Source organism: Bradyrhizobium japonicum USDA 6, from assembly GCF_000284375.1.
Taxonomy (GTDB): domain Bacteria; phylum Pseudomonadota; class Alphaproteobacteria; order Rhizobiales; family Xanthobacteraceae; genus Bradyrhizobium; species Bradyrhizobium japonicum.
The window spans coordinates 4646873-4673483 of sequence record NC_017249.1 but is presented as its reverse complement, the minus strand read 5'-3'; the positions used below and the strand labels follow the sequence as shown (position 1 = coordinate 4673483).

Annotated in this window: 30 protein-coding genes and 2 pseudogenes; 15 read left to right on the top strand and 17 right to left on the bottom strand. The window is 63.3% G+C overall.

The window, feature by feature from the left end; all coding sequences use genetic code 11:
• Positions 1-164 precede the first annotated feature (164 nt).
• Positions 165-332, top strand: a complete 168-nt coding sequence (gene rpmG / locus BJ6T_RS22095) for a 50S ribosomal protein L33 (RefSeq protein ID WP_007603295.1) — start codon at positions 165-167, stop codon at positions 330-332.
• 93 nt (positions 333-425) lie between these two features.
• Here the strand turns inward: rpmG and BJ6T_RS22090 are convergent, their stop codons facing one another.
• From BJ6T_RS22090 to BJ6T_RS22080, 3 genes are read right to left on the bottom strand one after another with little or no spacing between them, the layout of a single operon-like run.
• On the bottom strand, positions 426-1658 hold the full coding sequence (locus BJ6T_RS22090) for a c-type cytochrome (RefSeq protein WP_014494694.1): 1233 nt from the start codon (positions 1656-1658) through the stop codon (positions 426-428).
• Between the two features lie 10 nt (positions 1659-1668).
• Positions 1669-3447 (bottom strand): GMC family oxidoreductase, encoded by a 1779-nt coding sequence (locus BJ6T_RS22085; protein WP_014494693.1) that lies wholly within the window; start codon positions 3445-3447, stop codon positions 1669-1671.
• Between the two features lies 1 nt (position 3448).
• On the bottom strand, positions 3449-3997 hold the full coding sequence (locus BJ6T_RS22080) for a gluconate 2-dehydrogenase subunit 3 family protein (protein ID WP_014494692.1): 549 nt from the start codon (positions 3995-3997) through the stop codon (positions 3449-3451).
• Between BJ6T_RS22080 and BJ6T_RS48515 the strand changes: the two genes are divergently transcribed.
• The 3 genes from BJ6T_RS48515 (at position 3996) to BJ6T_RS22065 (ending at position 7163) form a co-directional block, all read left to right on the top strand.
• Positions 3996-4316 carry a hypothetical protein gene (locus BJ6T_RS48515; protein ID WP_240537908.1) on the top strand — a complete coding sequence of 107 codons (321 nt, stop codon included), beginning with the start codon at positions 3996-3998 and terminating at the stop codon, positions 4314-4316. The two genes, BJ6T_RS22080 and BJ6T_RS48515, sit on opposite strands and share 2 nt — an antisense overlap.
• 1301 nt (positions 4317-5617) lie before the next feature.
• Entirely contained in the window at positions 5618-5944 is a 327-nt protein-coding gene (locus tag BJ6T_RS22070) for a BA14K family protein (RefSeq protein WP_014494689.1), read from the top strand.
• Positions 5945-6314: 370 nt separating this feature from the next.
• Complete coding sequence (locus BJ6T_RS22065) at positions 6315-7163, top strand: SDR family NAD(P)-dependent oxidoreductase (RefSeq protein WP_014494687.1); 849 nt, start codon at positions 6315-6317, stop codon at positions 7161-7163.
• Positions 7164-7194: 31 nt separating this feature from the next.
• Here BJ6T_RS22065 and BJ6T_RS49415 read toward each other — a convergent pair.
• The 3 genes and pseudogenes from BJ6T_RS49415 to BJ6T_RS22050 form a co-directional block, all read right to left on the bottom strand.
• Positions 7195-7329: pseudogene (locus BJ6T_RS49415) on the bottom strand (MFS transporter); the annotation flags it as partial.
• A gap of 167 nt (positions 7330-7496) precedes the next feature.
• A complete protein-coding gene (locus BJ6T_RS22055) occupies positions 7497-8966 on the bottom strand; it encodes a DUF1254 domain-containing protein (protein ID WP_240537907.1) in 1470 nt (489 codons plus the stop codon).
• Between the two features lie 258 nt (positions 8967-9224).
• On the bottom strand, positions 9225-9659 hold the full coding sequence (locus BJ6T_RS22050; RefSeq protein WP_014494684.1) for an Imm50 family immunity protein: 435 nt from the start codon (positions 9657-9659) through the stop codon (positions 9225-9227).
• A 67-nt stretch (positions 9660-9726) separates the two neighbouring features.
• Between BJ6T_RS22050 and BJ6T_RS43785 the strand changes: the two genes are divergently transcribed.
• Together BJ6T_RS43785 and BJ6T_RS22045 are read left to right on the top strand one after the other, a co-directional pair.
• Positions 9727-9894, top strand: a complete 168-nt coding sequence (locus BJ6T_RS43785) for an RNA polymerase sigma factor region1.1 domain-containing protein (protein WP_014494683.1) — start codon at positions 9727-9729, stop codon at positions 9892-9894.
• Between the two features lie 354 nt (positions 9895-10248).
• Positions 10249-10656, top strand: a complete 408-nt coding sequence (locus BJ6T_RS22045; protein ID WP_014494682.1) for a hypothetical protein — start codon at positions 10249-10251, stop codon at positions 10654-10656.
• 178 nt (positions 10657-10834) lie between these two features.
• On the opposite strand, the gene BJ6T_RS22040 is transcribed toward BJ6T_RS22045, so the two are convergent.
• A complete protein-coding gene (locus tag BJ6T_RS22040) occupies positions 10835-12073 on the bottom strand; it encodes an MFS transporter (RefSeq protein ID WP_014494681.1) in 1239 nt (412 codons plus the stop codon).
• Between the two features lie 154 nt (positions 12074-12227).
• On the opposite strand from BJ6T_RS22040, the gene BJ6T_RS22035 reads away from it, so the two are divergent.
• Positions 12228-12758, top strand: a complete 531-nt coding sequence (locus BJ6T_RS22035; RefSeq protein ID WP_043900235.1) for a TetR/AcrR family transcriptional regulator — start codon at positions 12228-12230, stop codon at positions 12756-12758.
• Positions 12759-13112: 354 nt separating this feature from the next.
• On the opposite strand, the gene BJ6T_RS22030 is transcribed toward BJ6T_RS22035, so the two are convergent.
• The gene (locus BJ6T_RS22030) at positions 13113-14486 is read right to left on the bottom strand and encodes a PleD family two-component system response regulator (RefSeq protein ID WP_014494679.1); all 1374 of its coding nucleotides are present in this window, start codon (positions 14484-14486) and stop codon (positions 13113-13115) included.
• A gap of 14 nt (positions 14487-14500) precedes the next feature.
• Positions 14501-14866, bottom strand: coding sequence for a response regulator (locus BJ6T_RS22025; protein ID WP_008566616.1), 366 nt, complete (start codon positions 14864-14866; stop codon positions 14501-14503).
• A gap of 228 nt (positions 14867-15094) precedes the next feature.
• Here BJ6T_RS22025 and BJ6T_RS22020 point away from each other — a divergent pair, with 228 nt between their 5' ends.
• Together BJ6T_RS22020 and BJ6T_RS22015 are read left to right on the top strand one after the other, a co-directional pair.
• Positions 15095-15406 carry a DUF3572 domain-containing protein gene (locus tag BJ6T_RS22020; protein ID WP_028169890.1) on the top strand — a complete coding sequence of 104 codons (312 nt, stop codon included), beginning with the start codon at positions 15095-15097 and terminating at the stop codon, positions 15404-15406.
• Complete coding sequence (locus BJ6T_RS22015; RefSeq protein WP_014494677.1) at positions 15403-16695, top strand: DNA polymerase IV; 1293 nt, start codon at positions 15403-15405, stop codon at positions 16693-16695. The genes BJ6T_RS22020 and BJ6T_RS22015 overlap by 4 nt, the downstream gene beginning before the upstream one ends.
• 16 nt (positions 16696-16711) lie before the next feature.
• On the opposite strand, the gene BJ6T_RS47355 is transcribed toward BJ6T_RS22015, so the two are convergent.
• On the bottom strand, positions 16712-16867 hold the full coding sequence (locus tag BJ6T_RS47355) for a hypothetical protein (RefSeq protein WP_014494676.1): 156 nt from the start codon (positions 16865-16867) through the stop codon (positions 16712-16714).
• Between the two features lie 202 nt (positions 16868-17069).
• Here BJ6T_RS47355 and BJ6T_RS22010 point away from each other — a divergent pair, with 202 nt between their 5' ends.
• Positions 17070-17471: an ACT domain-containing protein gene (locus BJ6T_RS22010; RefSeq protein WP_014494675.1), complete on the top strand. Its 402-nt coding sequence runs from the start codon at positions 17070-17072 to the stop codon at positions 17469-17471.
• Positions 17472-17509: 38 nt separating this feature from the next.
• Here the strand turns inward: BJ6T_RS22010 and BJ6T_RS22005 are convergent, their stop codons facing one another.
• A complete protein-coding gene (locus BJ6T_RS22005) occupies positions 17510-17911 on the bottom strand; it encodes a RidA family protein (RefSeq protein ID WP_014494674.1) in 402 nt (133 codons plus the stop codon).
• A gap of 72 nt (positions 17912-17983) precedes the next feature.
• On the bottom strand, positions 17984-18829 hold the full coding sequence (locus BJ6T_RS22000) for a cell envelope integrity EipB family protein (protein WP_014494673.1): 846 nt from the start codon (positions 18827-18829) through the stop codon (positions 17984-17986).
• 232 nt (positions 18830-19061) lie between these two features.
• Between BJ6T_RS22000 and BJ6T_RS21995 the strand changes: the two genes are divergently transcribed.
• From BJ6T_RS21995 to BJ6T_RS21980, 4 genes and pseudogenes are all read left to right on the top strand, one after another.
• Positions 19062-19529: a RidA family protein gene (locus tag BJ6T_RS21995; RefSeq protein WP_014494672.1), complete on the top strand. Its 468-nt coding sequence runs from the start codon at positions 19062-19064 to the stop codon at positions 19527-19529.
• A 16-nt stretch (positions 19530-19545) separates the two neighbouring features.
• Positions 19546-20291: pseudogene (locus tag BJ6T_RS21990) on the top strand (glycerophosphodiester phosphodiesterase).
• Between the two features lie 54 nt (positions 20292-20345).
• The gene (locus tag BJ6T_RS21985) at positions 20346-21587 is read left to right on the top strand and encodes a GNAT family N-acetyltransferase (RefSeq protein WP_028169892.1); all 1242 of its coding nucleotides are present in this window, start codon (positions 20346-20348) and stop codon (positions 21585-21587) included.
• A gap of 51 nt (positions 21588-21638) precedes the next feature.
• On the top strand, positions 21639-22067 hold the full coding sequence (locus tag BJ6T_RS21980) for an HIT domain-containing protein (RefSeq protein WP_014494669.1): 429 nt from the start codon (positions 21639-21641) through the stop codon (positions 22065-22067).
• Positions 22068-22172: 105 nt separating this feature from the next.
• Here BJ6T_RS21980 and tsaA read toward each other — a convergent pair whose 3' ends face one another.
• The 4 genes from tsaA to BJ6T_RS21960 form a co-directional block, all read right to left on the bottom strand.
• On the bottom strand, positions 22173-22664 hold the full coding sequence (gene tsaA, locus BJ6T_RS21975; RefSeq protein ID WP_014494668.1) for a tRNA (N6-threonylcarbamoyladenosine(37)-N6)-methyltransferase TrmO: 492 nt from the start codon (positions 22662-22664) through the stop codon (positions 22173-22175).
• 31 nt (positions 22665-22695) lie between these two features.
• Complete coding sequence (locus BJ6T_RS21970) at positions 22696-23046, bottom strand: AzlD domain-containing protein (RefSeq protein WP_028169893.1); 351 nt, start codon at positions 23044-23046, stop codon at positions 22696-22698.
• Positions 23043-23783, bottom strand: coding sequence for an AzlC family ABC transporter permease (locus BJ6T_RS21965; RefSeq protein WP_014494666.1), 741 nt, complete (start codon positions 23781-23783; stop codon positions 23043-23045). Before BJ6T_RS21965 ends, BJ6T_RS21970 begins: the two co-directional genes overlap by 4 nt.
• A gap of 108 nt (positions 23784-23891) precedes the next feature.
• On the bottom strand, positions 23892-24842 hold the full coding sequence (locus BJ6T_RS21960) for a lytic transglycosylase domain-containing protein (protein WP_014494665.1): 951 nt from the start codon (positions 24840-24842) through the stop codon (positions 23892-23894).
• 88 nt (positions 24843-24930) lie between these two features.
• On the opposite strand from BJ6T_RS21960, the gene BJ6T_RS21955 reads away from it, so the two are divergent.
• Entirely contained in the window at positions 24931-25569 is a 639-nt protein-coding gene (locus BJ6T_RS21955; RefSeq protein ID WP_028169894.1) for an HAD family hydrolase, read from the top strand.
• Here BJ6T_RS21955 and BJ6T_RS21950 read toward each other — a convergent pair.
• Positions 25566-26606 (bottom strand): phenylacetaldoxime dehydratase family protein, encoded by a 1041-nt coding sequence (locus BJ6T_RS21950; RefSeq protein WP_014494663.1) that lies wholly within the window; start codon positions 26604-26606, stop codon positions 25566-25568. The genes BJ6T_RS21955 and BJ6T_RS21950 overlap by 4 nt on opposite strands.
• Positions 26607-26611 lie beyond the last annotated feature (5 nt).

Sequence of the window (26611 nt, the reverse complement as noted above, 5' to 3'; positions counted from 1 at the left end):
GGCTCTAGGTTGTTGTTTTTGACGCGTTTTCTTGACGCGAACCGGTGCCCACTTCGCTCGAAAACGCTTCGAAACCTTGACATCAGGCGGTTTCTGGCTAGGTTGCCGGCCAACGCGGGCCGTTTGGCCGGCTCCAGATTCCCTTCATTCCTGAGGTTCTGAACATGGCCAAAGCGGTCACCATCAAGGTCAAGCTCGTGTCCTCGGCCGACACCGGCTTCTACTACGTCGCCAAGAAGAATTCGCGCACCATGACCGACAAGCTGGTCAAGAAGAAGTACGATCCGGTCGCGCGCAAGCACGTCGAATTCCGCGAAGCCAAGATCAAGTAAGAAGATCAAGTAAGATCGCGGAATAAGCTACGGACTTTTGACGGGGCCTCACGGCCCCGTTTTATTTTGCCGCTCACGTCTCGGACGGCCTACTCAATCGTTGCGTAACGCTGTGTCGGACCGAACACGCGTCACTTCGGCTGCATCGATCGGGGCAGCGGCACCACCCCAGCTATTCCTGACAAAGCTGAGCACCGCCGCGATCTGGCGATCATCGAGCTGCCAGCCGTAGGACGGCATGCCGGGTGCCGTCGGCTCGGCCTTCGTGCCGACGCTTCGCGCACCACGGAGCACCATTCGAATTGCCGTTGTGGGATCATTCGAGTGCACCATCGTGGACTCTGCGAGAGCGGGAAACAGGTGTGGAACGCCCTTGCCTTCGATTCCGTGGCAGGCGGAGCATTGGTCGCGGAAGATCGCACCTCCGGCCGCCATCACGTTCGCGTCCACTGCCGCAGGTCCGGCCTGATCCGTATTGCCCGGCAATGATTTCAGGTAAGTCGCAATCGCTTTCGTGTCCTCGTCTCTCATCCTGGACGTCGACAGCTCGACTGCCTCCGCCATCGGCCCCGTCGCCGCGGCGGCGCGATTGTGCCCCGTCTTGAGGTAGAGCGCGACATCTTCTGCCGTCCAACTCCCCAGCCCGGTCCGTCGGTTGTTGGTGATATCAGGCGCCGACCAGCCCTGGAGATTTGCTCCCTGCAAATATTGATCCGCACGATCGCCTCCGAGCAGCGTCTTTGGCGTGTGGCAGGCTCCACAATGCGCCGGCCCCTCGACAATGAACTTGCCGCGATTCCATTCGGCGGATTTGGTCGGATCCGGCTTGAATTCACCCGCCGTGAAGTAGAGCGCGTTCCACACGCTCATCGCCGAACGAATATTGAACGGGAACGGAAGCGTGTTTGCATTGCGTGATTGTCGAACAGGCTCCAGCGAATTCAGATAGGCCCGGATCGCCATCACATCGTCGCGCGACATCCGGGTATACGCATTGTACGGCATGGCCGGATAGATATGCGCACCGGTTCGTCCGATACCCTTTCTCACCGCAGCGTCGAATTGATCGTCGCTCCAGGCTCCAATGCCCGTTTCCAGATCGGGCGTCACATTGGGCGATATGATGTTGCCGAAGGGCGTCTCGATCGGCCGCCCGCCCGAAAACGGTTTGCCACCGGGAACGGTATGGCAACCGGCGCAGTCCGACAGGATCGAAAGATAGCGCCCGCGTTCGATCTGAGTGAACTCTTGCATGCTGGGGGAGCCGGCGTAGGCACGGCAAACCGCCGAGGCCGAAAGGAGCGCTGCCAAGGCGAACGTGCGCACGCGAGGAATCCTACGCATCGACAAGCCTTCCAGGGTTCTTGAGGTACTGGTTCCGGATCGCGGCCGCCGACCAATAAGCGAGCGCGCCGACCGTGAGCGTCGGGTTGTAGCCGGCGTTCTGCGGAAAGGCGCTTGCCCCCATCACGAACAGATTCGGGACATCCCAACTCTGCAGATATTTATTGAGGACACTTGTCTTCGGATCGGATCCCATGACCGCACCGCCGTTGAGATGCGTCGTCTGGTAGGTCGTTATGTCGTATGGAGCGGTCCGATACTGCACGGCGAGCTTTTCAGCGCCCATCGCCTTGATGATCTCGGCGAACTTGTCAGTGAGAAACTTGTTCTGCTTGATCTCGTTCTCCTTGAAATCCATCGTGATCCGCATCAGCGGACGCCCGAACCGGTCCTTATAGGCGGGGTCGAGATCCAGGTAGATGTCGCGGTAGGCGTAGAAGCTGCCATGCACACCGGTGCCGGGCTTGACCGTGCTGAGATAATTGTCCTTCACCGCCTTCTTCCAGTCGGCGCCCCATGCCGGAGTTCCCGGCGGCACCAGGGTGCTTTCGATCGGACGAGCACCTGTCTGCACCTGGCCGACATAGCCGCCGCCCACGAAACCATGCGGCCCGTGATCGAAATTGTCGCCGTTGAACTCGTCGACACACATCCCGATCGAGCCTGACGCGATGAACGGGTTGAAGTTGAACTTCTTGTTGTCGAAAAAGCCGTTGACCGACGAGATCGTCTGGTGGGTGTAGTTTCGGCCGACGACCCCGGTGTTGGTGACGGGGTCGTAGGGCTGTCCGATTTGCGAATGCAGGAGAAGCTGGACGTTGAACATCGTGTAAGCCGACAGGATCACGAGGTCGGCCTGCTGTTCCCACTCCTCCCCGCTGGAGTCGACGAATGTCACGCCGGTGGCGCGCTTGCCCGAACGATCGACATTGATCCTGACAACCTCTGAATTGTCGCGGAGGCTGAAGTTCGATTTTCGAATGAGATGCGGCAGGATGGTTGTTTGCGGGCTAGCCTTGGAATAATTGCCGCAGCCGAACCACTCGCAGAAGCCACAATAGGTGCAGGGGCCAAGGCGCATGCCCAGCGGGTTCGTATAGGCTTGCGAGAGATTGCCCGAAGGCTGCGGGAACGGCTTATAGCCAAGCTCGCGCGCGGCTTTCCCGAACAGCGTATGGCTGAACGGCTGGGCCTGCGCCGGGGTCGGATAAGGCCTGGACCGGGGCCCCTCGAACGGATTGCCGCCGTCCATGATCTTGCCGCGCAGATTTCCAGCCGTCCCCGACGTGCCGCACAGATATTCGAAGCGATCGTAATGCGGCTCGAGATCTTCATAGGTGATCCCCCAATCCTGGATCGTCATATCCGGGGGCAGGAACGCCGCGCCATAGCGTTCGGTCAGATGTGTCTTCAGCACGAAATCCGATGGAAGAAAACGCCACATTTCGGCATTCCAGTGCACGCCCCCGCCGCCGACGCCGTTCGGAGGCATGAACGCGCCCCAGCTCCGGATCGGCAGCGCCGTCTGGTCCATCTTGTTGCGGAACGTGAACGTCAGCTGGTCCGGACGCAGGAACAGCTCGTGCCGGATGCGATAACGAAGTTCGTCCTGCATGTAGCCCGGCGGAAAATCCGTCGGCGCGTCGCGCCATGGACCGCGCTCGAAAGCGATGACCTCGAGCCCCTCGTCGGTCAGCTCGTTAGCCATGATCGCGCCGGTCCAGCCGAAACCGACGATGACGACGTCTTTCCTGGGAAGCCTTCGGGACATGCTACGACCTCGTCCATTGCGCGTTGCCGGTCATGCCAACCGGCGGCAACGGAAAGCGCTCGTTGTGGCGGTTCACCCAATCGAGATAGTTGTAGCGCGCGCCCGGATAGCCGATCATCTTCCACGCGACCATGTCGCGGTTGCCGCCATAGATCGGGTCCGCAAAAAATCCCATCTGCGCGTCCTTGACGAGTTGCGTGAAGAACGCCTTGCCGTCGACGCCGTCGAGCTTGAGCTCGCCCTTCTCGACCGCCTTCAGAAGCGCGATCCTGTCGTCGCCGGAGAGCTCGGCGAAGGGCTTTCCACCACTGTGCTGCTTGCACGCACGATCGAATGCAGCGAGACCGTCCCGATAATCCTGTGCCGGACCGTTCGCCGACTGATGGCCCTGATTCTTCAGGCCGGCCTGAAACGGTGGGCGCACATACAATCCCTCCTGCCGGCCGTAAGGCCCAGCCAGCTGCCGGTCGATGAACACGGCGCAGCCGGCATCCTTGCCGCCCGGCGTCTCCGGATCCGGCGGGATGATGCAATCAACGAGTGCCTCCATGGCTCTGCCTTCTTCGCCGTTGAAGAACTCCCACGGCCCAAGCTTGATTGGCGGCGGCGGATTTCCCGCATTTGGAGCCCAGGGCAACCTCCCTGCAATTGTGGCTGCTTTGACAGTCGTCGCGCTGAACAGCAGCAAGGCCGTCCCCGCAAGAAACTCCCTGCGTCGCAGTCCGATCATTGTGGGCGTCCCCTGTTTGATTTTTTCTTCCTCGTCGATCCACCGCGCTGGAACTTCGATGAGTTTCGGAGAAGTGAAACGCCTTCACGTCGCTCACGACCTGCATCTATCGGTCATGATCGACAACAATCGTCCGTGAACACCTCACCGACCCTCAACCGGCGGCTTCTCGTTGTACGATCGCAAATTGATCGCGTATTTCACGAAGCCGGCGCTTTTCGAAAAAAACACGGAGCCGATTGCTGCGGCAGGCAGCGGAATCTCGCGGCAAGTCTCCTGTGTCCCGGACGCGCTGCAGTGCGCAACTCTGCTGCACTGCGTCCGGGGCACGAGACCGAAGTTGGCGCGCTGCTCCTTGTCCAGGCCGTCGTTGCGAGGAGCTCTCGCGACGGAGCAATCCAGAGCCGTTCCGCAGGGGGCCACGCTTCGTGTGGATGGCGAGTTTATAAGCAGACGACTCCTCAACCCTCGGTTGCCCAATCCGAAATGTATGTTACCGTGCATTTACCGGGGCGGCATCTCCGTCCCGCATTTGGGAAGGACATGCTCATGAAATTGTCGTCAGGCTTTGTCGTGCCCTCTGCCATCGCTGTCTTGTCAACGGCCTTGCTGTGCGCCCCGGCAGCGTCGCAAATCCCGACTGGCTCCGCCGCCACGATTCCCCCTGTCACGGTCGACGCGCCGAAACAGGTGGCAAAGCCGCGCGTGTCGGAGCGGGGAGCAAACACAACGGCGCCGCGTCGGACTGCGTCAACCGCTCGAACGTCAACCGCGAGCACGCCTTCGTATGCGCCGGGTTCGGCGATGGCGAGGCTTGCCAGCCTGGAGAAAGTCGCCAGCAGCTGCAACGGTGGCTGTGCAACAAGCTTCCGAAGCGGCAAAGATCCCTGGGTTGGATGCAGCGAGTCGGGCGGCGGTCTGAACTATGGACCTTTCTCGCCGACGTGCCGAGACACCATCACCCATAAATCCTACCTGGATTGCGTTGAAACCAGGGTTTTCCTGGGCGACCACCGAAACAGGGCCCACTGGTTTTGCAGCAGCCTGGCCGCCGGCAACAGGTTTAAGGTCGCCGAACTCAAGCGATCAGGACGTCGCTAGTCCATACCGCCCGCTGGCTTTCTGTTTCAGTTGAAATTGGACCCGATGTCGGCCAGCGCTGACCGCAGCCAGCCCAGCGTCGCTCGCCGATCGCGCGCAAGCGCACCGTCGAGGTGACGCTGCGCCGTGCCCGGGGCACGAGAGCAAAGGCAGACGTGCGCCCGGCGGCGGTGGCCTATTCTTTTGCGTTCCACAAGCAAACGATCCTTTCTGGATTTGAACGACGAGATCGCGCCAGGTCGCGGGTATGCGATCAAGCGCGCTTGTTCGGCGCAGATGTCGATCCAACTCCTCTCGCACCGGCAGCACGATTGCACCGGGCAATGATGGAGATGGACCATGACTGGACTTAAAATTCTCGCTGCCGTGGCTTTGTTGTCGGGCCTGACCGCAAGCGCCGCCTACGCGCAATCCGGCTTTGCGAGCAGCCATCCCGATACGTACGAGGCCGAGAACCCCAATCGCAACCTGAACGGCACGCTGACGCCGGCCGGTCGGCTGGGCCTCGAGTTGCCGGACGGCGCAGCTCCTGCGCAAGGCGCGGACAGCGCCATGGCTCGCGCGGATGGCACTGCTTCACGTTCCTGCGCGGAGCGTTATCGGTCCTACGATCCGGCGACGGGCACCTATCTCGGGTGGGACGGCAACCGCCATATTTGCAGGTAACGCAAAGCCGCAGCGCGAAGGCAGCCCGCATCGAAACGGCCAACGCTGGCCCGCGGGCTGCGCCGCATCGGCCAAGGTGAACGTCGTGGCGTCTGGATGACGCCGCCGGCCGAGCCCAGCGGCACGCCGATGAGCCAGGCCATCGTGTGGGAGCCGAGCGCTTCGTACAGCGCCTCGTCGCGGAAGCGCCGCGTTGCGTCCAAGGCACGAGCGCAGAAGATGACGTTGATATCTGGTCGCTCCATGCCAACGATGCGCCACGAACGGACATCCGGCACGCTTCCCAATCGCTCGAAAACGCGGTCATATGGCGCCCGGAGACACTTGGCGTCTTTGGGCAAAGGTGTCCGCTTGCACGGGGAGAAAGCGCGTGAAGGAACTCGCTGGAAAGACTGTGTTCGTGACCGGTGCAGCGTCAGGCATTGGACTGGGGATCGCGACCGCCTTCGCCCAGGCGGGCGCGAAGGTCATGCTTTGCGACATTGAAGAAGCGGCTCTATCCGCAGCGCTCGAGCAACTGAGGCTCACCAACGTCGATGTCGACGGCGTGAAAGCGGACGTTTCACTCAAAGCCGAACTCGTGGCGGCCGCCGAAGCCACGACTGCCCGCTATGGCAAGGTGCATATCCTCGTCAACAACGCGGGCGTCGGCGGCGGTGGGCCTTATGGCGCCTGGACCGAGGCGTCGTGGAACTGGACCTTGGGCGTCAACCTGATGGCGACCATTTGGGGCATCGAGATTTTCGGGCCGTTGATCGAGCAGCATGGCGAGGGTGGACACATCGTCTCCACAGCCTCGATCGCTGGCCTCATTTCAGGAGAGAGCAATGCATACAACGTCTCCAAGTATGGCGTTGTCGCGCTGTCCGAGGGACTGCGGCGTGAACTCGCGCCCCGAGGGATTGGCGTATCGGTGCTGTGTCCAGGGGTCATCCGCACTCAAATCATGAACTCGAGACGCAATCTCCCCAAGCGCTTCGAGGGGGGGCTCCCTGCCTTGCCGACTTCAGGCCCACGTGCCGAGTGGATCAATATGCTCCGGGAGCGCATCTCTCAGGGCATAGACCCCGACTATGTCGGTGAACTCGTCCGCGAAGGCGTCGAAAAGGACTTGCCCTATATCTTCACCGACCTCGAATTTGAGCCGATGATCGAAGCGCGCTTCGCCGCAATCAAGCAAGGCTTTGACCACATCCGCGGCCGCACCCCGAAACGTTGAAAGCTGACGTTCGCGAGCGCCACCTCGCCTGCGCCGTCCGCAGCACCGGCGCCGGCGGCTGCGACGGCCGGATCAGCGCGAACGCGACCTGGATGATGCCGCCGGCCAGGCCCAGCGTCACGCCGATGCGCCAGGCCATGGTGTCGGAGCCGAGCGCTTCGTACAGCGCCCGGTCACAGAAGCGTCGCGTTGCGTCCACGGCACGAGAGCAGCAGTAGATGTATGCTCCTGCATTGTCGCGTCCGCTATGCGCATAGCAGACGACGTTGACACCTAGTCGCGCGATGTCAACGATGGGCCAGAATCGACCGTAAAAGTCTCCGCCGCGTTAGTTCAGTTGACCTTGACTACCTGCGGCACTTTCCAGCTCCCATCGATGATCGAAGGCGGAGTGTCCTTCGGCCAGTACATCCGCAGCATCAGGACGAAGTCGCCCTTCGGCGCCGGCAGCCAGTTCGCTTCTTTGTCTGCGCCCGGAGACTCGTTTTGGAAGTAGAGGGTCAATGAGCCGTCGGCATCGAACTTCGGATTATCGCGCATACTGACGGTGAACCTGTTCAGTGGATTGGGGACAAACCACCAGCCCTGATCGATCATGTACATTGTGAAGGACCAGAAGCCGTTGACGGGCGGTGTCGCCCCCTTCTGGAAAGTCAAGGTGTACTTGTTCGCACCGGTCAGCTTCTGTCCTGCCGAATCTTTTTCGGTATTCGGATAGACCGCGTCGCGCTCCTGGTTGGCGGGCCAGCCAAAGGCCGCAACCACTGCTCGTTTCATGTAGTCGGAGGGGCCGTAAGTACCGAGACCTTTTGTGATCGACCAGCCGTCGACTACGCCACCGAGGTTCTCCTTGTTAGCCTCGATCTTTTTCAGAGCTGTCCGGGGAATGTCCTTCAGGGCTTGCTGCACTGCTGGATCAAGCTTGCTCATCTCGAACGGCTTGCCGGGCGCGATGCCGATCTTTGCCATGCTCGCGAGCATCGGTGCATCCGCCGCTGGCGCTGGTGCTGCCGCAGCCATCAGCTGGGCCATCAGGTTGAAGTATCCCTCCGTTCCCATGCCGAGAATGACCGTCTGCGGCTTGTCGGTCATGCTGAAGCCAGGACTAGGATTCACCGGCGGCGCTACCGGCGCGTATGGCTTGCCCCAAGCAGAAAGCGGCGTGATCTTGTACTGCGCCTGCAGCGCGTTGACGGCCCTGTAGTCAGCCTCGCTACCATCGGCGTAGGTGCGGCCGAGAATGACCATGTAGCGCGTCGCCATTGGGAAGTGCTTCATATCCGCCGGCACCTCGCCCTTCCAGCCCGGGCCAGTGAACAAGTAATTGGCGGCCTTTCCGCTGGCTGTCCGCTTGCTCGGCGAGTCCGTGGAATCCGACATCCAGAGATCAGTGATCTCGAAGAGGTAGAAACGGTCGCCCATATCCGGGTGACTGAACACTTGCGGCTCGGTGAGATCAAGCCAAGCAACCGAATAGAGTGTGTCGGCATTGGGCGCGGAAACGCCTCGATAATCCGCCGGCGGATAGCGGGGAACGTTGACGAACTGTCCGGTCGGGCTTGTGAAGCCTTCTACTTTTGGCACGTTGCTCATCTGCACCCGCGTAACTTCGGTTGTGATGAGTGAATAGCCATAAACGTACGCATCCTCCGCAATCTGCTGTGCTTCGGTCGGCGATATGGATTGCGCGTTTGCGGGTGGGATCGCTGTGAAGCAAGTCAAGCCGATAGCGAGGACCAGACGTCGATCAATTACGTTCATGAAGCCACCTTTTTGCTGCAGCAGCCAAATGGGATGAGGCACGGCCTAATCCAACAGCGCCACCGAGCAGCTCCCATTGATTCAGATCAAGGGATGTCCGGTATGGATCAAAGGCGGCGGTCGGCCTTGAGTGAGACGACTTCTGCTCTACCTCTCGTTCCAGACATGTCGCTTCGGCGGGGCCCAGTGAGACGTGAGAGCGTGGGTAGATGCACGCTCCTGAATTGTCGCAACCGATGCACACAGGAGACGACCTTGATGCACCGTCGCTCTATGTCAGCGATAGGCCAAGAGCAGTCATCAGTCGTCCTGACCGTCCGGCTTGCCTGGCTTGAATTCTATGGAAACTGAGCGCGCCCGGATGAAGCCGTCGAGGCCGTAGCAAGGCTCAAGCTCGACCTCAATGTCTTGCGGGAGCGGACTAAAGTAGCCGTAACGATCGGCACGATCAGGCGCGCGCCGTAACACCAGCCCGCCAATGACATTCTGGCGGCTGAAACCGTCGAGCTTCAGGTCCACGACCTCGGTGAGCGTGAACGTCACGATGGCGTGCCGATCGAGCACGTAGTAGCCGTCCTGCCCCACCTCACCTGTGTTAATCCAGCCATGGAGACAAAGGGAGCTTTGCCCTTTGCGGCGCAGGTGCAGGCTGAGGATCTCGGCGTCGTGAAAGGTCGGCTCCTGGCCAAACCACCTTACAAGCTCGGCGCCCCCGGCTATCTCGTCATAGGTCACTGTTCCCTCCCGGTGCGCCAAACCGACTCCCTCCCCGTATAGTGGAGGCTGCAAAAGGGAGAGTAACATGAGCGTGCCGGACATCATTCGGCGAGCTAACGAAATTGGTGAACGGAACGGCAAGATCACCTTTGATGAACTGAACCAACTATGTGGCCGTGAGCTAGATCCCGAGGACATTGAACGCATTGTAGATGCTCTCAGCGAAGCGGGAGTTTGGTTTGAGGCAGAGTGAAACAGGTGACCCTGGCGATGTAGCCTGCAAACGGGCCGTTAGTCTGCTTCAGCCCCAAGGAGCGGACATCTAGCGGACATGCCGGGTCGACCGCTTGGGGTCCAATCCGGACCTTCCCGTGGGGCAGGCAGAGACTTCGTTTCACCTGTTCCCCAGCCTGGTCAGGCGACGTAGAATGTCATTGCCCTTAAGTGGGATGTGCCGGAATCACCGTCTGGGCAAACGAGCAGCACTGGTGCCATCGGCAAGCACGCTCTCTTAGAAGCCGTTCTTTTTCGGTTTCGTACCACCGTTCACCACGAACTTTGCGCGCTGCTTATGCGGCGGCTCGTTCGGTAACGTCGGGAGAAAGCGATGAGCAAGATCGATCGAAGGTCCGCACTGGGAATCGCGTTGGCAGCGGCTTCGGCTGCCATGGTCAAGCCAGCCGCCGCTCAAGCCACAGGTTACAAGGATATGACGCCTTGGCCAGGTGTCGTGGTGCGTGAATATGAAGGCGAGACACCATCCCTGATCCCAGGCTTTAAGACCGTCTCAATGCGCGATGTCATCATGCAGCCGGGGGCGAAGACCATGGGGCCCCCGATGATGAATGCCATGATCTGCCATATCACCGAAGGGGAGCTTCGGCTTGAGCAGGACGGAAAGACCTTTACGGGCAAGAAGAATTTTGTCTGGACCTGCAACAAGGAAACAAAAGAGCAGGCGTACAACGACGGGAATGTGGTCGCGATTATGCGGATCACGGACCTGAAAGCTTAAGGCCCATGAGGAAGAGCGGATGGCGCACGCGACGACGCGCCATCCGCCTGCCGGATCATGGATTGTTGCAATGTCACAGCCGGAGAAAAGTTCGCCCGCGCGCCAAGCAGCCCCACCCGTGAGCGGGAACCCATTTCACGAAACTGCAGCCCGCTGACGAAAGCGAGCACAGCCCTGGCTACGCCGTCCGCAGCACCGGCGCCGGCGGCTGCGACGGCCGGATCAGCGCGAACGCGACCTGGATGATGCCGCCGGCCAGGCCCAACGCCACGCCGATGCGCCAGGCCATGGTGTAGGAGCCGAGCGAATCGTAGAGCACCCCTCCTCCGTACGCGCCGAGGAAGCTGCCGATCTGGTGGCTCATGAAGGCGAGGCCCTGGATCATCGCCTGCCAGCGCAGGCCGAACATCTCCGCGACGGCGCCGGCGACCAGCGGTCCGACGCCCATCCAGAGGAAGCCCATGATGGCGCCGAACAGCAGGGTCGAGAACGACGTCGCCGGCAGCATGAAGTACCAGGCGAGCGCGAGCGAGCGCAGGATGTAGATGCCGCCCAGCAGCGCGAGTTTGTTCCAGCGCTGGCCGGCCCAGCCGAAAAACAGCGAGCCCAGCACGTTGAATCCGCCGATCATGCCAAGCGTCTGCGCGCTCAGCATCGGATCGAGGCCGCAGATGGCCAGATAGGACGGCAGATGCGTGGTGAGAAACACCAGCTGCATGCCGCAGACGAGATAGGCGCAGGTCATCACGGCGAAGGACGCGTTGCCGAACGCCGCCTTCGCGACGGACGCGGCCGTGGCATCGCCGATATCGTCGGCGGCCGGCTTCGGCAGCGGGACCTGGTCGACACGGCCGGCATACCAGGCCGCAGGGATCATCAGCACCGACATGATCACGAAACCGGCGAGCCCGACGCGCCAGCCAAATCCTTCGTTGAGCAACTGCCCGATCGGCGCCGACAGCAGCGCGCCGAGCGAGCCCGCGCCGGAGACGATGCCGAGCACGGTGGAGCGGACGGTCTCGGGCACGGCGCGCGCGGCCACCGACATCGCGATCGCCGCCGCGGTGCAGGCGAGCGAGGTGCCGATCAGCACGCCGGCGCCGATCATGATGCTGACGAGGCCGTTCGCGGTCGCCATCAGGATGAGGCCCACGATGTACATCAGCGCGCCCACGATCATGATCGGGCGGAAGCCGTAGCGCACCGTCATCGCGCCGGCGAGTGGCTGCAGAAAGCCCCAGGCGAGGTTCTGCACCGCGAGCGCCAGCGTGAAATCCGAGATCGAGATGTGGATGTCGTGCGTCAGCGGCTGCATGAAGATGCCGAGGCTCTGCCGCAGCCCCATGCTCAGTGTCAGCATGATCGAGGCGCCGATCAGGATGGGCAATGTCGGACGCAGGACCTGCAAAAGGGGCATATTTTTCTCCCTCGTCGGCGCGACGCGCGCGCCGGCGTCTGCAATTCACGATGTTTTGGTTACACAGACCTGTGTAGTTAGGCTATGAATGGTGCACGCTGTCAAGCGAACAGGACGCACGCTGCCGCATGGCTCCCCGCCCACGCCACAGACGATGAAGGAGCGGATCCTCGAGACCGCCGACAAGCTGTTCTATCTGCAAGGCATTCGCGCCATCGGCGTCGATACCATCGCGGCCGAGATCGGCATCTCCAAGCGCACGCTCTACAACCACTTCCCCTCCAAGGACGCGCTGATCGCGGCCTATCTGGAGCGCCGCTTCGTCAAGCCGCGCCCCTCCGACAAGCCACCGGCCGAGCAGATTCTTGGCACCTTCGATTCGCTGGAGCGGCGCTTTGCGGCCAAGGATTTTCGCGGCTGCCCGTTCGTCAATGCGGTCGCCGAGCTCGGGCCAAAGGACCGCGCCGTGAAGAAGATCGCAATCGCCTTCAAGGAAAGCCGCCGCGTCTGGTTTCGCGAGCGGTTGAACGAGCTCGGCGTCGCCGATGCCGAGGCGCTGGCGACGCAGCTCGTGCTCCTGGTCGACGGCTCGATCGCCCAGGATCTCGTGCGCGACGACCCCGCGATGGCGCGCGCCGCGAAGGAAGCGGCGAAGGTGCTGCTGCGGAATGCGGGGTGGATGTAGGTGATGCGGAAAAGCCTGTGAAGGGGCACAAGCGCGCGCCACAATAACGACTCACGGTGTCATCACCCGCGAAAGCGGGTGATCCAGTATTCCAGAGACGATTGTGATTGAACCGAGACGCTGCGGCGTACTGGATTCCCCGCTTTCGCGGGGAATGACAGCGGAGTTTGGGGAGAGGACTTCGCGCAACAACCGCGCCCTGCCCGATCCTGCCAAAATGCTCCTGTTTTGCCCGACGTGTCAAATGCCAGTGCAGCCGGCATCGACCGTCATGCCGCACGCATAAGCCATTGATCCGACTAAGGTCGGCTACTGTGCATGGGGTTGTTTTCGCACTTTTAGTTGCTGGCAGCCTCACGCCGCCTGCGACACCACGCGATTGCGGCCGTCGTGCTTGGCGCGGTAGAGCGCGGTGTCGGCGCGCTTGAGGACGTCGGCGACCGCCTCGCCCTTCTGCTCCAACGTGGTGAGGCCGATCGAGATCGTGACCTCGATGCGCTTGGTGCCCTTGTGGACGGCGAACGGCTCGCCCGCGATCGAACGGCGCAGGCGCTCGGCGACCATGCCGGCGACGTGCAGATCGGTCTCCGGCATCACGATGACGAACTCCTCGCCGCCATAGCGGCAGGCCAGGTCGATGCCGCGGATCGACTTGCGCACGCGCACCGCGAACTCGCGCAGCACGTCGTCGCCGGCGTCGTGGCCGTAATTGTCGTTGATGGACTTGAAATAGTCGATGTCCAGAATCATCAGCGCCAGGGGCTTGCCGCGGGTCGAGGCCTGCTCGGCGAGCGTCGCCAGATGGCTCTCCATGTAGCGGCGATTGTGCAGGCCGGTGAGCGCATCCGTGATCGCCATCTCGATCGAGTTCTGCACGTTGTCGCGCAGGTGGTCGGTGTAGCGGCGGCGGCGGATCTGGGTGCGGGCGCGCGCCAGCAGCTCGGTCTTGTCGATCGGGCGCAGCAGGTAGTCGTTGACGCCGATCTCGAGGCCGCGGAGCAGCCGCGTCGAGTTCTCGGGGTCCGCGATCGCCAGGATCGGCACGTGGCGCGTGCGCTCCAGCGAGCGCGCCTGGCTGCACAGCCGCAGGCCGTCGAAATTGTTGAGGTCGAGCGAGACGATCAGCAGGTCGTAATTGCCCTCGGCGGCGTGGAACAGCGCTTCGGTCGGGTTCGGCTCGACGTCGATGGTGTGCTCCGCGGCGAGGATCGTCGCCAGCCGCTCATAGGAGGACTGACGGTCGTCGACCAGCAGAATGCGGCCGCCCCGGCCGGTGTCGGCCACGGCGCTGCGCTCGGGCGCCTGCATGCCAATCTCGAGCGAGGTGATGGCGCGCATGCGCAGCTCATCGGTCATCATCTTCAGCCGCGTCAGCGAGCGCACGCGTGCGATCAGCACGACGTCGGAGACAGGCTTGGTGAGGAAATCGTCGGCGCCGGCTTCCAGCCCGCGATTACGGTCGGCGGGGCTGTCGAGCGCGGTGACCATCACGACGGGAATGTGGTGCGTCGCCGGATCAGTCTTGAGACGGCGGCAGACTTCAAAGCCGTCCATGTCGGGCATCATCACGTCGAGCAGGATGATGTCGCATTCGGCGCGGCTGGCCAATGCCAGCGCCTCGGTGCCGTTCGAGGCGGTCATCACGTCGAAATATTCGGCGGACAGGCGAGCTTCGAGGAGTTTGACGTTGGCGGGAACGTCATCGACAACCAGGATACGCGCGGACACTTTGAACTCACTTCCTATCCGATAAAACGCCGGACCGTCTCAATGAATTTGCCGACCGAGATCGGCTTGGACAAATAGGCCTCGCAGCCGCCCTCGCGGATGCGCTCTTCGTCGCCCTTCATCGCGAACGCCGTGACCGCGACGACGGGAATGGCGCGCAGCTCCGGATCGTCCTTGATCCAGCGCGTGACCTCGAGGCCCGACACCTGCGGCAATTGGATATCCATCAGCACGAGGTCGGGGCGCATCTTGCGCACGAGATCGAGCGCCTCGTAGCCGTTGCTGGTGCCGGAGGTCTGGTAACCGTGTGCCTCCAACAGGTCGCGGAAGAGCTTCATGTTGAGCTCGTTGTCTTCCACGATCAGGACGGTCTTAGCCATCCCGCCCTCCTGATTGGCACGAAGCCGTATACATGTGACGCCTCAGGCGCCGCTCGCCGGCGCTTCGAAAACTGGATTCAAACTAGCCTCAGATTCGCTTGAGTTTCGTTAAACCCGAGGGCCGACTTTCTGCGATGTGGTTTCCAGTTGCTTGTCGGCGGTCTTGAGACTCGGGCATGATGGCTGCAAAGTAGACACCGAAAGTTAATGGAAAGGCAAACTGCGCCATTGAAAAAGCCTGTTCACAACCCTCGCGAAGTCGCTGAAATCGTTGCAATTCAGGCGCTCTCTTTCGTTGCGAGCGAGCCCGAGAGGCTTGGCCTGTTCCTGGCTGAGACAGGGGTCGGTCCGGAGACCCTGCGGAACGCCGCCTCGAACCCCAATTTCCTCCTCAGCGTGCTCGATTTCGTGATGCGGGACGATGCCACCGTGACGGCCTTCGCCAAGGCCGTGGAGCTGCATCCGACCAACGTTGCTGCGGCGCGGCAGGTGCTGGGCGACGCGCTCGGCGACCCCTCCTGGGAGCGCGACGTGCCGTGACCATCCCCGATACGGCCGGCCCCCGCTGCTTCTGCCGGGATTGTCTGGCCGATCTGGATATGGGCGTGCGGCGCTGCTCCGCCTGCGGTTCCCCTCGCCTCGTCCGCCACCGCGCGCTCGCAGGCCTGACCATCGCCCATATCGACTGCGACGCCTTCTATGCGACGGTCGAGAAGCGCGACAATCCTGACATCGCCGACAAGCCCGTCATCATCGGCGGGGGCAAGCGCGGCGTGGTGTCGGCCGCCTGCTACATCGCGCGGACCTATGGCGTGCGCTCGGCCATGCCGATGTACAGGGCGCTCGAGGCCTGCCCGCACGCGACCGTGATCCCGCCCGACATGGCGAAATACGTCCGCGTCGGCCGCGAGGTGCGCCAGGCCATGCAGGCGCTGACGCCGCTGGTCGAACCCCTCTCGATCGACGAGGCCTTTCTCGATCTCTCGGGCACCGAGCGGGTGCACGGCATGGTTCCGGCCAAGGTGCTGGCGCGGTTCGCGCGCAACATCGAGCGCGACATCGGCATCTCCGTCTCGGTCGGCCTGTCCTGCAACAAGTTCCTGGCCAAGATCGCCTCCGACCTCGACAAGCCGCGCGGCTTTGCCGCGCTCGATCAGGAGGAAGCCCGTTCGATGCTGGCGGAGAAGCCGGTCGGCTTCATCTTCGGCGTCGGCCCGGCCACGCAGGAGCGCCTGGTGCAGCGCGGCTTTCGCATCATCGCCGACCTGCAAAAGGCCGACGAGATCGAGATGATGCGACAGTTTCCGAGCGAGGGCCGCAGGCTGTGGCGGCTCGCCCGCGGTATCGACGACCGCCGCGTCGAGCCCGATCGGGGCGCCAAGACGATTTCGAGCGAAACCACGTTCGAGACCGACATCCGCGATTTCGCGACGCTGGAGAAAATCCTGTGGCGGCTCTGCGAGAAGACGTCGTCGCGGCTGAAGGGCAGCGAGCTTGCCGGCTCGACCGTGACGCTGAAACTGAAGACCGCCGATTTCCGCCAGCGCACCCGCTCGCAGTCGATCGCAGGTCCGACGCAGCTTGCCGCCAAGATCTTCTCGATCTGCCGCGAGATGCTGGCGAAGGAGATCGACGGCACCGCCTTCCGCCTGATGGGCGCCGGCGTCAGCGCGCTGCGCGAGGGTTCGCCCGCCGACGACACCGATATGCTCGACCGCCGTGCCGCGCATGCCGAGCGCGCGGTGGACAGTCTGCGCAAGAAGTTCGGCAACTCCGCCGTCATTCGCGGTATCGCGTATGATGGCCCTGAAACAGGACAGCAGGAGTGATCGAGTCCTGCTCAATTCAGTCGCGTTCGAAGATCCGTGCACCCGGATAGACACGCCGGGCATACTGAATGACCAACTGCCGATCCTGACTCGCCAGGAACGGAGTTCGGATCTGACAAGACCCGACGATGAGGTGCCACAGGCCGTTGAGCCTTCCAATCATGACGTTCATTTGAGCTTCCTCGCGGTGACCCGAGTAGACTCAAATTGTAAGAATCTCCCGCCGTCGCTCAATTGTACCAGCGTAAGGTCAGCGTATGAGAAGGATTAGAGCAGATATACAAAGGTATGTTGGCGAAGCCCCTGTCAGGTTCCAGCGCTGATGGGTTTCGCAAGGGCTGTACGCATCCGAACGCGCTGAGAGGCTGGCCATCGTGACAGGCGAACGCGACCTCGACGCGCTGTTGAGGAACATGAAGCCGGAGCTGCTGGACGGCACCTTCGTGTTTTGCATGATCCCACCCAGCGAGCCCATTCCCGCAGGGGTCAACCCGCTGCTCACGTTCCGCGAGCAGGAAGGAACCACGCTGGTGATCCTGCGCGAAGAAGCCGAGGCGTCAGGCTTACGCTACGCGTTCGCCTCGCGCCTGATCACCCTGACGGTTCACTCCGCACTCGATGCGGTGGGCTTCCTGGCTGCAGTCACGGCGCGGCTGGCCGAAGCCGGCATCAGCGTGAATGCGGTGTCGGCCTTCCACCACGATCATCTTTTCGTACCTGCCGACAGGGCCGATAAAGCGATGGCTGTTTTGCGAGCTATGCCCGCAGCAAAGTAGGATGGGTAGAGCGAAGCGAAACCCATCCTACGGCCGTTTCAATCCGCGACCGCCACCGCCTCGATCTCGATCAGCCATTCCGGCGCGGCGAGCGCGGAGACGCCGACGAGGGTGCTGGCCGGCGGCTCCATGCCCTCGAAGAAGGCAGAGCGGGCCTTGCCGATGATCGGGCGCAGCTCCGGCTTGTAGTTCACGACGAAGGTCGTGATCTTGACGATATTGGCGTAGGTCGCGCCGGCCGCCTTCAGCGCATGGCCGAGATTCTGCATCACCTGCGTCGTCTGCGCGGCAATATCGCCCTCGCCGACGATCCGCCCCTCCTCGTCCACCGACACCTGGCCGGAGATGTAGATCGTGCGCGCACCGGAAGCGGTCACGACGTGGGAATAGGCCGGATTGTGATGCAGGCCGCTGGGGCGGAGATGGTCGAGCTTGGGCATTGTGCTTGCCTCCCGGGTTTGTGGTTGGGAGGGAGCGTAGCTGGAGAGCGAGCGGAGGGCTAGCCTCGGCCCTCAATTGCAGGGCTTGCTGTCCTTCGCGTCAAACTTGCCCATCGCGCCGGAAATCACGAAATCGTTGTAATCGAGCACGAGCTGGCGCGAAACGCCGTTTTCGTAGAGCTCGAACGCCATCGCGTAGACCGGCGTCTGCTCGCCTTCCTTCTGCTGGGCGTCGCGGTCGAAATAGCTCACGGTGACCGGCCAGCGCTTGAGCGACTTCATGTGCTCGTCCGACGTCGATGCATCCGGCGACGCGGTGCGGTCGGCAGGAATCGGCTGACCAATCACGGTCAGCGTATTGTAGACCTTCTGGCCGTCGTCGGAGCCGTCATAGACCGACAGCTCGAGCAGCGACTTGCCGTCCTTGGCGGCGGCAATGATGTGCTGGATCTGCTCGGTCGGGAACACGATCTTGCCGTCGAGGGTGAAGCTCTTCGGCGCCGGCAGCTTCAGCTTGACGTTGATGTGGTCACCGTCGCGCTCGGCCGAACCGTCGACCCGGCCGGCATCGGTCTCGTTCATCCGCGTCTCGATCTTGAAGCGGTAGCTTTTTCCCGCGGCGTCTTCCCAGGAGTTGGAGCGGAGGTCGCTCAGCGTGATCTTGCCCTCGCCGCTGTCGAGCTCGGAGACCTGGCGGAATTCGGAGGTGTAGCCCTCGCACGAACTTCCCGTGAAATTGTAGAGGATGCGGCCGCGCGCGCTGTTGACCGAATTGGAGCGCGATTTGACGAGGCTGAGGTCATAGAGCGCCTGGTGCGCAAGGAACGGACCGCTGGCAGCCTGCGCTCCACCGCCTGCGCCGAAAGCAGCCGCCGCGAGCGCCATCACACCGAGCGAAGTCCGGAAAAGGTGCACCATGTGTCATCCCTGGGGAAAGCGCAGATTCGACATTTTAATGACCGTTCCATTGCGTCGCAACTGAGGCCGTTTCACGTAAAGTTGCGGCCCCGCCTTGAACCTGCTGCCTGGCCACAACAAAATGCAGTCGCGCCGGTTGCTTGCATGTGGCGGCACGATGGGCGAAACAGGGCGCGCCCGGCCTCCAAATGGACGTAGCCCGGCGGATGAAAATTGGACAACGAGGTCAAACATGGCGGGCACGGTCGAGCAGAAGCTGGCGGAACAGGGCATCAAGCTGCACGAGGCCCCTACCCCTGTCGCCAATTACGTGCCGTTCGTGCGCACCGGTAACCTGCTGTTCGTCTCCGGCCAGGTCTGTTTCGACCCCGCCGGCAAGCTGATCGCCAAGGGCAAGCTCGGTGCCGGCGTTTCGATCGAGGACGGTGCCGCGGCGGCGCGCGGCTGTGCCGTCAACCTGCTGGCCCAGGTCAAGGCGGCGCTCGGCGACCTCGACAAGGTCGTGCGCGTGGTGCGCCTCGGCGGCTTCATCAACTCGGCGCCCGACTTCCTGGACGGGCCGAAGGTGCTCAACGGTGCCTCCGACCTGATGGTTGCCGCCTTCGGTGACAAGGGCCGCCACGCCCGCACCACCGTCGGCGTCGCCTCGCTGCCCGCGGATGCGGCGGTCGAGGTCGAAGGCGTGTTCGAGGTCGCCTGACACGGAGCTGACGGCGTTGCGCGCTCCTGATTGGCTGACAGCCCGGCCGGTCGCCCATCGCGGCCTGCATGACATTTCCCGCGGTGTCGTCGAGAACATGCCGGGCGCGGTGCAGGCTGCGATCGCGGGCAAGTTCTCGATCGAAGTCGACATCCAGCTCTCCGCCGACGGCGAGGCCATGGTGCACCATGACCACGCGCTCGGCCGCCTCACCGAGGCCACCGGCGAGGTAGTCGAGAAGACCGCGGCCGAGCTGAAGGCGGTCAAGTTCAAGGACACGGACGAGCGGATGATGTCGCTGTCCGACCTCTGCGCCATGGTCGCCGGCCGCGTGCCGCTGGTGATCGAGGTGAAGAGCCATTTTGGCGGCGACCGCAAGCTGGTGAAGCGGATGGCCGAGGTGCTGGCGTCCTACCAAGGCCCCGCCGTCGGCATGTCGTTCGATCCCGACCAGGTACTGGCGCTGCGTGAGCTGCTCCCCTCCCGCCCGCGCGGCATCGTTGCGCAGCGGACCTACGAGGACGAGTATTGGGCGAAGCTGACGCAGGCGCAGCGCGACAGCATGCTGTACCTGCGCCACGGCTTTCAGACCCAGCCGCATTTCGTCGCCTTCAAGGTCGACCACCTGCCGGCCCCCGCCCCTGGATCGCCCGCAACGTCATCGGTTGCGCCCTGCTCGGCTGGACCGTGCGCACCCCGGAACAGCGGACGCGGGTCGGGCAATATGCGGATCAGATGATCTTTGAGGGGTTCGTGCCGTAGGCATGATGTTGCCCACCCTTGAAGTCGCTGCTGCAATGCACGATCTTGGGCACGATGGCATCATCTGAAATCACACTCGAGGCCGTACCCTCGATTGGCGAGGTATCTGCTGAGGATTGGGACGCCTGTGCCAATCCCGGCAAGGCTTGCAACGGGCATGGCGCGGCAACTTCATCCGGGCTTCCAGGCGATTCCCTCGACCTCTCAAAGCCCGCCTATAACCCGTTCGTCTCGCACGCGTTTTTATCCGCAATTGAGAAATCGGGTTCAGCAACCATCCGCACCGGCTGGGGGCCGCGGCATCTGGTGGCCAAGGTCGATGGCCGCGTCGCCGGGGTCGTGCCCTGCTATCTGAAATCGCATTCCCAAGGCGAGTACGTCTTCGACCGCGGCTGGGCGGATGCCTATGAGCGCGCCGGTGGACGGTACTATCCGAAGCTCCAGGTCTCGGTTCCCTTCACCCCGGCCACGGGGCCCCGGCTGCTGGTCCGCGACGGCGTCGATCGCGAGCGCATCGCGGAGGCGCTGGCGAGCGGGCTGGTGGCGCTGTGCGGCGTCAGCAAGGCCTCCTCGGTGCACGTGACCTTCGCGCGTGAGGCGGAGTGGAAACGGCTCGCCGGGCACGGCTTCCTCCAGCGTACCGATCAGCAGTTCCACTGGCATAACGAGGGATTTGCGACCTTCGACGATTTTCTCACCACGCTCAATTCGCGCCACCGCAAGTCGATCAAGCGCGAGCGGCGCGATGCGCTTGCGGCCGGCATCACCATCCACTGGCTCACCGGCAGCGACATCACCGAGGATGCCTGGGACGCCTTCTTCGAATTCTACATGGAGACCGGCTCGCGCAAATGGGGCCGGCCTTATCTCACCCGCGAATTCTTCTCGCTGATCGGCGAGACGATGAGCCAGGACGTGCTGCTGGTGATGGCCCGCCGCAACGGCCGCTGGATCGCGGGCGCGATCAACTTCATCGGCTCGGATACGCTGTTCGGCCGCAACTGGGGCGCTGTCGAGCATCATCCGTTCCTTCATTTCGAGGTCTGCTACTATCAGGCGATCGATTTCGCGATCAAACACGGCCTCGACAGCGTCGAGGCCGGCGCGCAGGGCGAGCACAAGATCGCGCGCGGCTACCTGCCGCGGACGACCCATTCCGCCCATTTCATCGCCGATCCCGGCCTGCGCCGCGCCATCGACGATTACCTCAAGCGCGAGCGCGCCTATGTCGCCGAGGCCGGGCGCGAGCTGGCTGAGCTCGGCCCGTTCCGCAAGGGCGTCGACGAGGCGCCTTGACGGTTTGCCGTGGCTGGTGACAGTAAGCGCAAAATTCGAGGAGCCGCCGCAATGACCGCCTACGACCCCAACAACATCTTCGCGAAGATCCTGCGCGGCGAGTTTTCCTGCCACAAGGTCTATGAGGACGAGCATGTGCTTGCCTTCCTCGACATCATGCCGCGGGTATCGGGCCACACGCTGGTGATCCCGAAGGCCCCTGCCCGCAATATCCTCGACATCAAGCCTGACGACTACGCCCACGTCGCCCGGGGCGCGCACAAGATCGCGGCCGCTGCGATGAAGGCGTTCGAGGCCGACGGCATCACCGTGCAGCAGTTCAACGAGCCCGCCGGCGGCCAGGTGGTGTTTCATCTCCACATGCACGTGATGCCGCGCCACGACGGCGTGGCCATGCTGCCGCCGGCCAGCCGCAAGGAAGACGTCAAGGTCCTGGAAGAGAACGCGGCCAAGCTGATCGCGGCGCTGAGGGCGGGATAGCTGCCTCCACATCGTCATTGCGAGCGAAGCAATCCAGACTCTTCCGCGGAGACAGTCTGGATTGCTTCGTCGCTTCGCTCCTCGCAATGACGGCGTGGAGAGACCTCACTCCGTCTGAAAATCCCCTGCTTGCGGCGCGGCCAGCGGCGTGAATTCGCAACGATCTGGCTTGATGTCGATCAGCGGCGTGTTGTCGATACAGTCGAGCCCGCGCACCAGAATGGCGTTGCCCTCAATGCCGACGAGCTTGACGATCGAGGTGCCGATCGGGTTGGGCCGGACTGGTGAGCGCAGCGAAAACGTGCCGCGGGTCTTCTCGTTGTTCTTGGGGCTTTGCAGGACGATGTCGCGGCGCGACTTGTCGAGCCAGTAGAGCACTTCAAGATTGCTGTAGAAATCGACGCCCTTGATGGCCGGCACGAACGGCTCGAAGATCTCGAGCCGGCACACCGGGCCGTCCTGACGCCCCTGTCGCGGCGTCTCCATCCGCGAGGTCCAGGGCGTGCGGATGCGGCCGATGAAGACGAGGCCGGCATCCTCCGTCGACGGCAGCTCGATGGCGACCTCACCCTCGCGGAGCTCGTTTTCGCGAACCATATTTCCAGTCCCTTGCTGTTCGCCGGTGGTTTTAGCCTAACCACCACTTGCCGGCCAGCATGAAGACTTCGCCTGTCACCACGCCTGCGAAGATCGAGCGGCGGGTCAGCAGGAAGACGATTAGGCCTGCGCCGACCGCACCATAGCGCAAGACGTCCGGCACGCTGGCGAGCGCCCCCGGCGGCTCCACGACAATCTGGGCGATGACGCCGGCCAGGATGGCGGTGGCAACCGCCCTCACCCAGACCAGCAGCTCCGATCCCTCGTCGATGCCACCGCCGAACCACAGGCCCAGCATGCGCCATATCTGGTTGGGAACAACGCCGGCGACGAACAGCACGACGAGTGCGTGCCAGTCGCCGATGAGCTGCGCAAAGCTCATGCGCGCACCTCCCGCCACCAATGCACGCCATAGGCAATCGTGCCAGCCACGAGGCCGCTGACGAGGATGTCGAGGCCGGAGTTCATCTTTGCGGCAATCGGATAGAGCAGAACCCCGAGCGTCAGCGCGACGACGTCGGCGGCCTCCCGGCTGTTGCGCGCGGTCGAGAACAGGAACGACAGCGGCGTCAGCATCAGGATCGCGGCGCCGAGCGTCTGCGTCAGGTTGGCGGCAAGGAAATAGCCGACCGTGTTGGCGGTGAGACACACGGAGACCAGACCAAAACCAAGTCCGTTGACGAAGGCGATGCGCCGCTCGCGCGGCACCTGCGGCAGGAAGCGATGGCATTCGACCCACAGTGTCACCGCCGTAAGATGCGCGGCGAAGAACAGCTCGCGCCGCTTGGTGGTCGGCGTGCGCATCAGGGGCAGCACCGAGACCACCATCGGAAACAGCCGGATCGCGCTGACGGTGACCGCGATCGCCGACTGGATGATGGTGGCGCCCGAGCCGAGTGTGGTGATCAGGATGATCTGCGCCGGCCCCGCCCAGACGAACAGCGTCGAGCAGAGCGCCCAGAGCAGGCTGAAATGGGTGTCATGGGCGAGCGCGCCGATGCCGAGATAGGTCGCGAACAGGACGAGCGTGAGGATCGTCTGCGTGATCGAACGCAGTCCCCACCCAAACGCGCGCCAGGAACTTCGCCATTGAGGGGAATCGAGCGGAGGAAGCGCCACGGGAGTCTTTGGCCGAATTGCGGAATCGTGCCCGCATAACGGGCAATGCCGTGACCGGCGTCAAGGAAGCGCGCGGCGGGGCTGGCATGCGCGCGCGGGCAGACGCGCCTACCCGCTCACACCGCGGTTCTTCAGCACGAAGCAGGCACCGCCGGCCTTGCGGATACGGTTGCACAGATCATCCGCCTCGCTCCTCGTGTCCGCGCCGATGCGCACCTGGTAGAAGGCACGCGTGCCGCGGCTGCGCATCACCGAACTCAGCAGGCTCGGATCGCGCTCGCCGATCACCGCGGTCAGCCGCGTGACGGCACGGGAATACATCGCCAGCGCCCGGTTGCGGTCAAAGCCGGCAGCGAGCTGTACGCCCCAGACCTTTGCGGCAGCGAGCTCCACGTGCTGTTCGAGCTCGGCGACGAAGGCATTTGGCGCGCGCTTCAGAAGCGCCATGAGATCGCGGCAGCTCGTCGGCGGCGAACTCCGCGGCCCCTTGCCGGTGCTGCCGGCCTTGGCCCAGGCATCGACGCTCGTGCCGGTGATGGCGAAAACGTAGTTGCGCGTCTGCTCCGGCATCGGACCGGTACCAGCGAGCCATTCCTGCACCCGGCGCGGGCCGGCGTTGTAGGCGGCGGCCGCAAGACCGAGATTGCCGAACTGGTTGCGCAGCTCGTTCAAGAACTCCGCCGACTTCGGCAGCGCCTGCACCGGATTGAAGGGATTGAGCAGCCCGCGCTCGCTGGCCGTCCCCGGCATGAACTGCGCGATCCCCTGCGCATGCTCGCCGCTGCGCGTCATGGGCCCCACGGCATCGGCCTGGAATCGGCTTTCCTGCCAGATCACGCGGGCGAAGAATTCCAGCGGCAGATTGGCATCCCGTGCGGCGGCCTCGACGATCAGGCAGATCGATTCCCGCGTATCGCTCTCGCGCGCATCCGCGGGCTTTGGCGGCATCGCGAGCTCCTCGACGCTCGGATGCACGAACCGGCTCGGCGCCTCCTGGCCAAGCGCCGGCCACGCCGCGACGGCCTGGCACAAGACAGCGAGAACCCGGGCTAAGCGCATGGCCTCCACTATACCGGACAAATCGGACCTTGACTTGGGGCCCAGCCAACTAGCAACGGGCGACGATATCAACGCCGGTCCCGCCCTGATGGTTACAATCTATTTTGATCTCGACGGCACGCTGACCAACCCAAAGCCCGGGATCACGCGCTCGATCCAGTACGCGCTGGAGCGGCTGAACGTCGCGGTGCCGAGCGAGGATGAGCTGGTCTGGTGCATCGGCCCGCCCCTACATGCCAGCTTGGAAAAGCTCACCGGCAGCTCGGAACTCGCCGACCGCGCGCTATTGCTCTATCGTGAGCGTTTCAGTGACGTGGGCCTGTTCGAGAACGAGGCCTATGCCGGCATCATCGACACGCTGACGACGATCGCCGCAACCAACCAGCGCATGTTCGTGGCGACCAGCAAGCCCGCGGTCTACGCCACCCGCATCGTCGATCATTTCGGCTTGCGGCCGTATTTCGAGCGCGTGTTCGGCTCCGAGCTCGACGGCACGCGTGTCGACAAGCGCGACCTGCTGCGCTACGCGCTCGACGAAGCGAAGGTCGATCCCGGCAGCGCGATCATGATCGGCGACCGCAGCCACGACGTCATAGGCGCCCGCACCAACGGCATGACCGCGATCGGCGTGCTCTATGGCTATGGCAGCGAGGCCGAGCTGCGGGATGCCGGCGCACATCACATCTGCGCCGCGCATCCCGAGCTGCTCGGCCATTGCGCAGCCTAGGCGTTGACGGTCTCGACCGCCGCCAGCATGCCGGTCTTCGAATGGCAGTTCAGATATTCGAAGAACTGCTCGTCCGCGGCGGCCACCGTGACCTCGTGATAGAGCCGTAGCTTTGCCGACGGCCCGAGCGTCGACAGGTATTTCATCGCCGCGCCGAATATCTTGACGTGGGTCGGATGCGACTCCGCCCAGCGCTCAAGTGCGGCGAGGCTCTTCCACCAGCTCTGGCCGTAGGACTTTTCGCTCACTTTGCCGTCGGTGGAGAGCACCTGCATGTAGCGGCTGGCGTAGCATCCGATCGCTAGCCCGTCGTCGCGCAGGAAATCCATGCCCTCGCGCAGCACCGGCTCGACGTCGTCGAGATAGAGCTTTCGCTCCGATGCCTCCGTATCGCTCCAATCCTGCCCGGAGCGGATCAGGCAGAGATTGTCGTGCGCCTTCACCCGCAGCCGCGCGCCGTCGCGGATCAATTCTGGCGCGCCGCCCGGCGTCATCGGATCGGTCTGCGACAGCGGAATGCGATCGCGCATGCCGCCCCAATAGGCGTGCTCCCGCACCTCGCCGCTCATGCCGTCGGCGATTGCGGCCACGCCCTCGGGCCGGTCCAGCGAGGAGAACAGCGTCTCGTGCCGGGCCACGGCGGGACGCAATACCTCGGTGAAGGTGCCAATGCCCTCGCGCGCCTTCACAGTCCACGCCTGGCGTGCCGGCTCGAACCATGCGTCGAAGCGCGCGACGTCGTCCCAATAGGCAACCGACACGACGGTCTCATAACCGGCGCGGTCGACGTAGCGGGCGCGGTCCCAATGCGAAGGCCCGCCCTCGGCAGCAAACCGCGCCGCGATCTCGGCGAGAGCCGCCGTCGCAGCCGCCGGCGCCGCACCGCGATACTGCACACCGAAATAGGCCATCACGACGCGGCTTACGGCGGGCTTGTAGCGCGCCACGAACGACGGATATGGCGGCTGGTAATCGTCCGGCACGCGCTTTTGGCGCGTGCGCTGGGTCTCGAGATGCAGAGGAATTGCGGATTCCATGATCG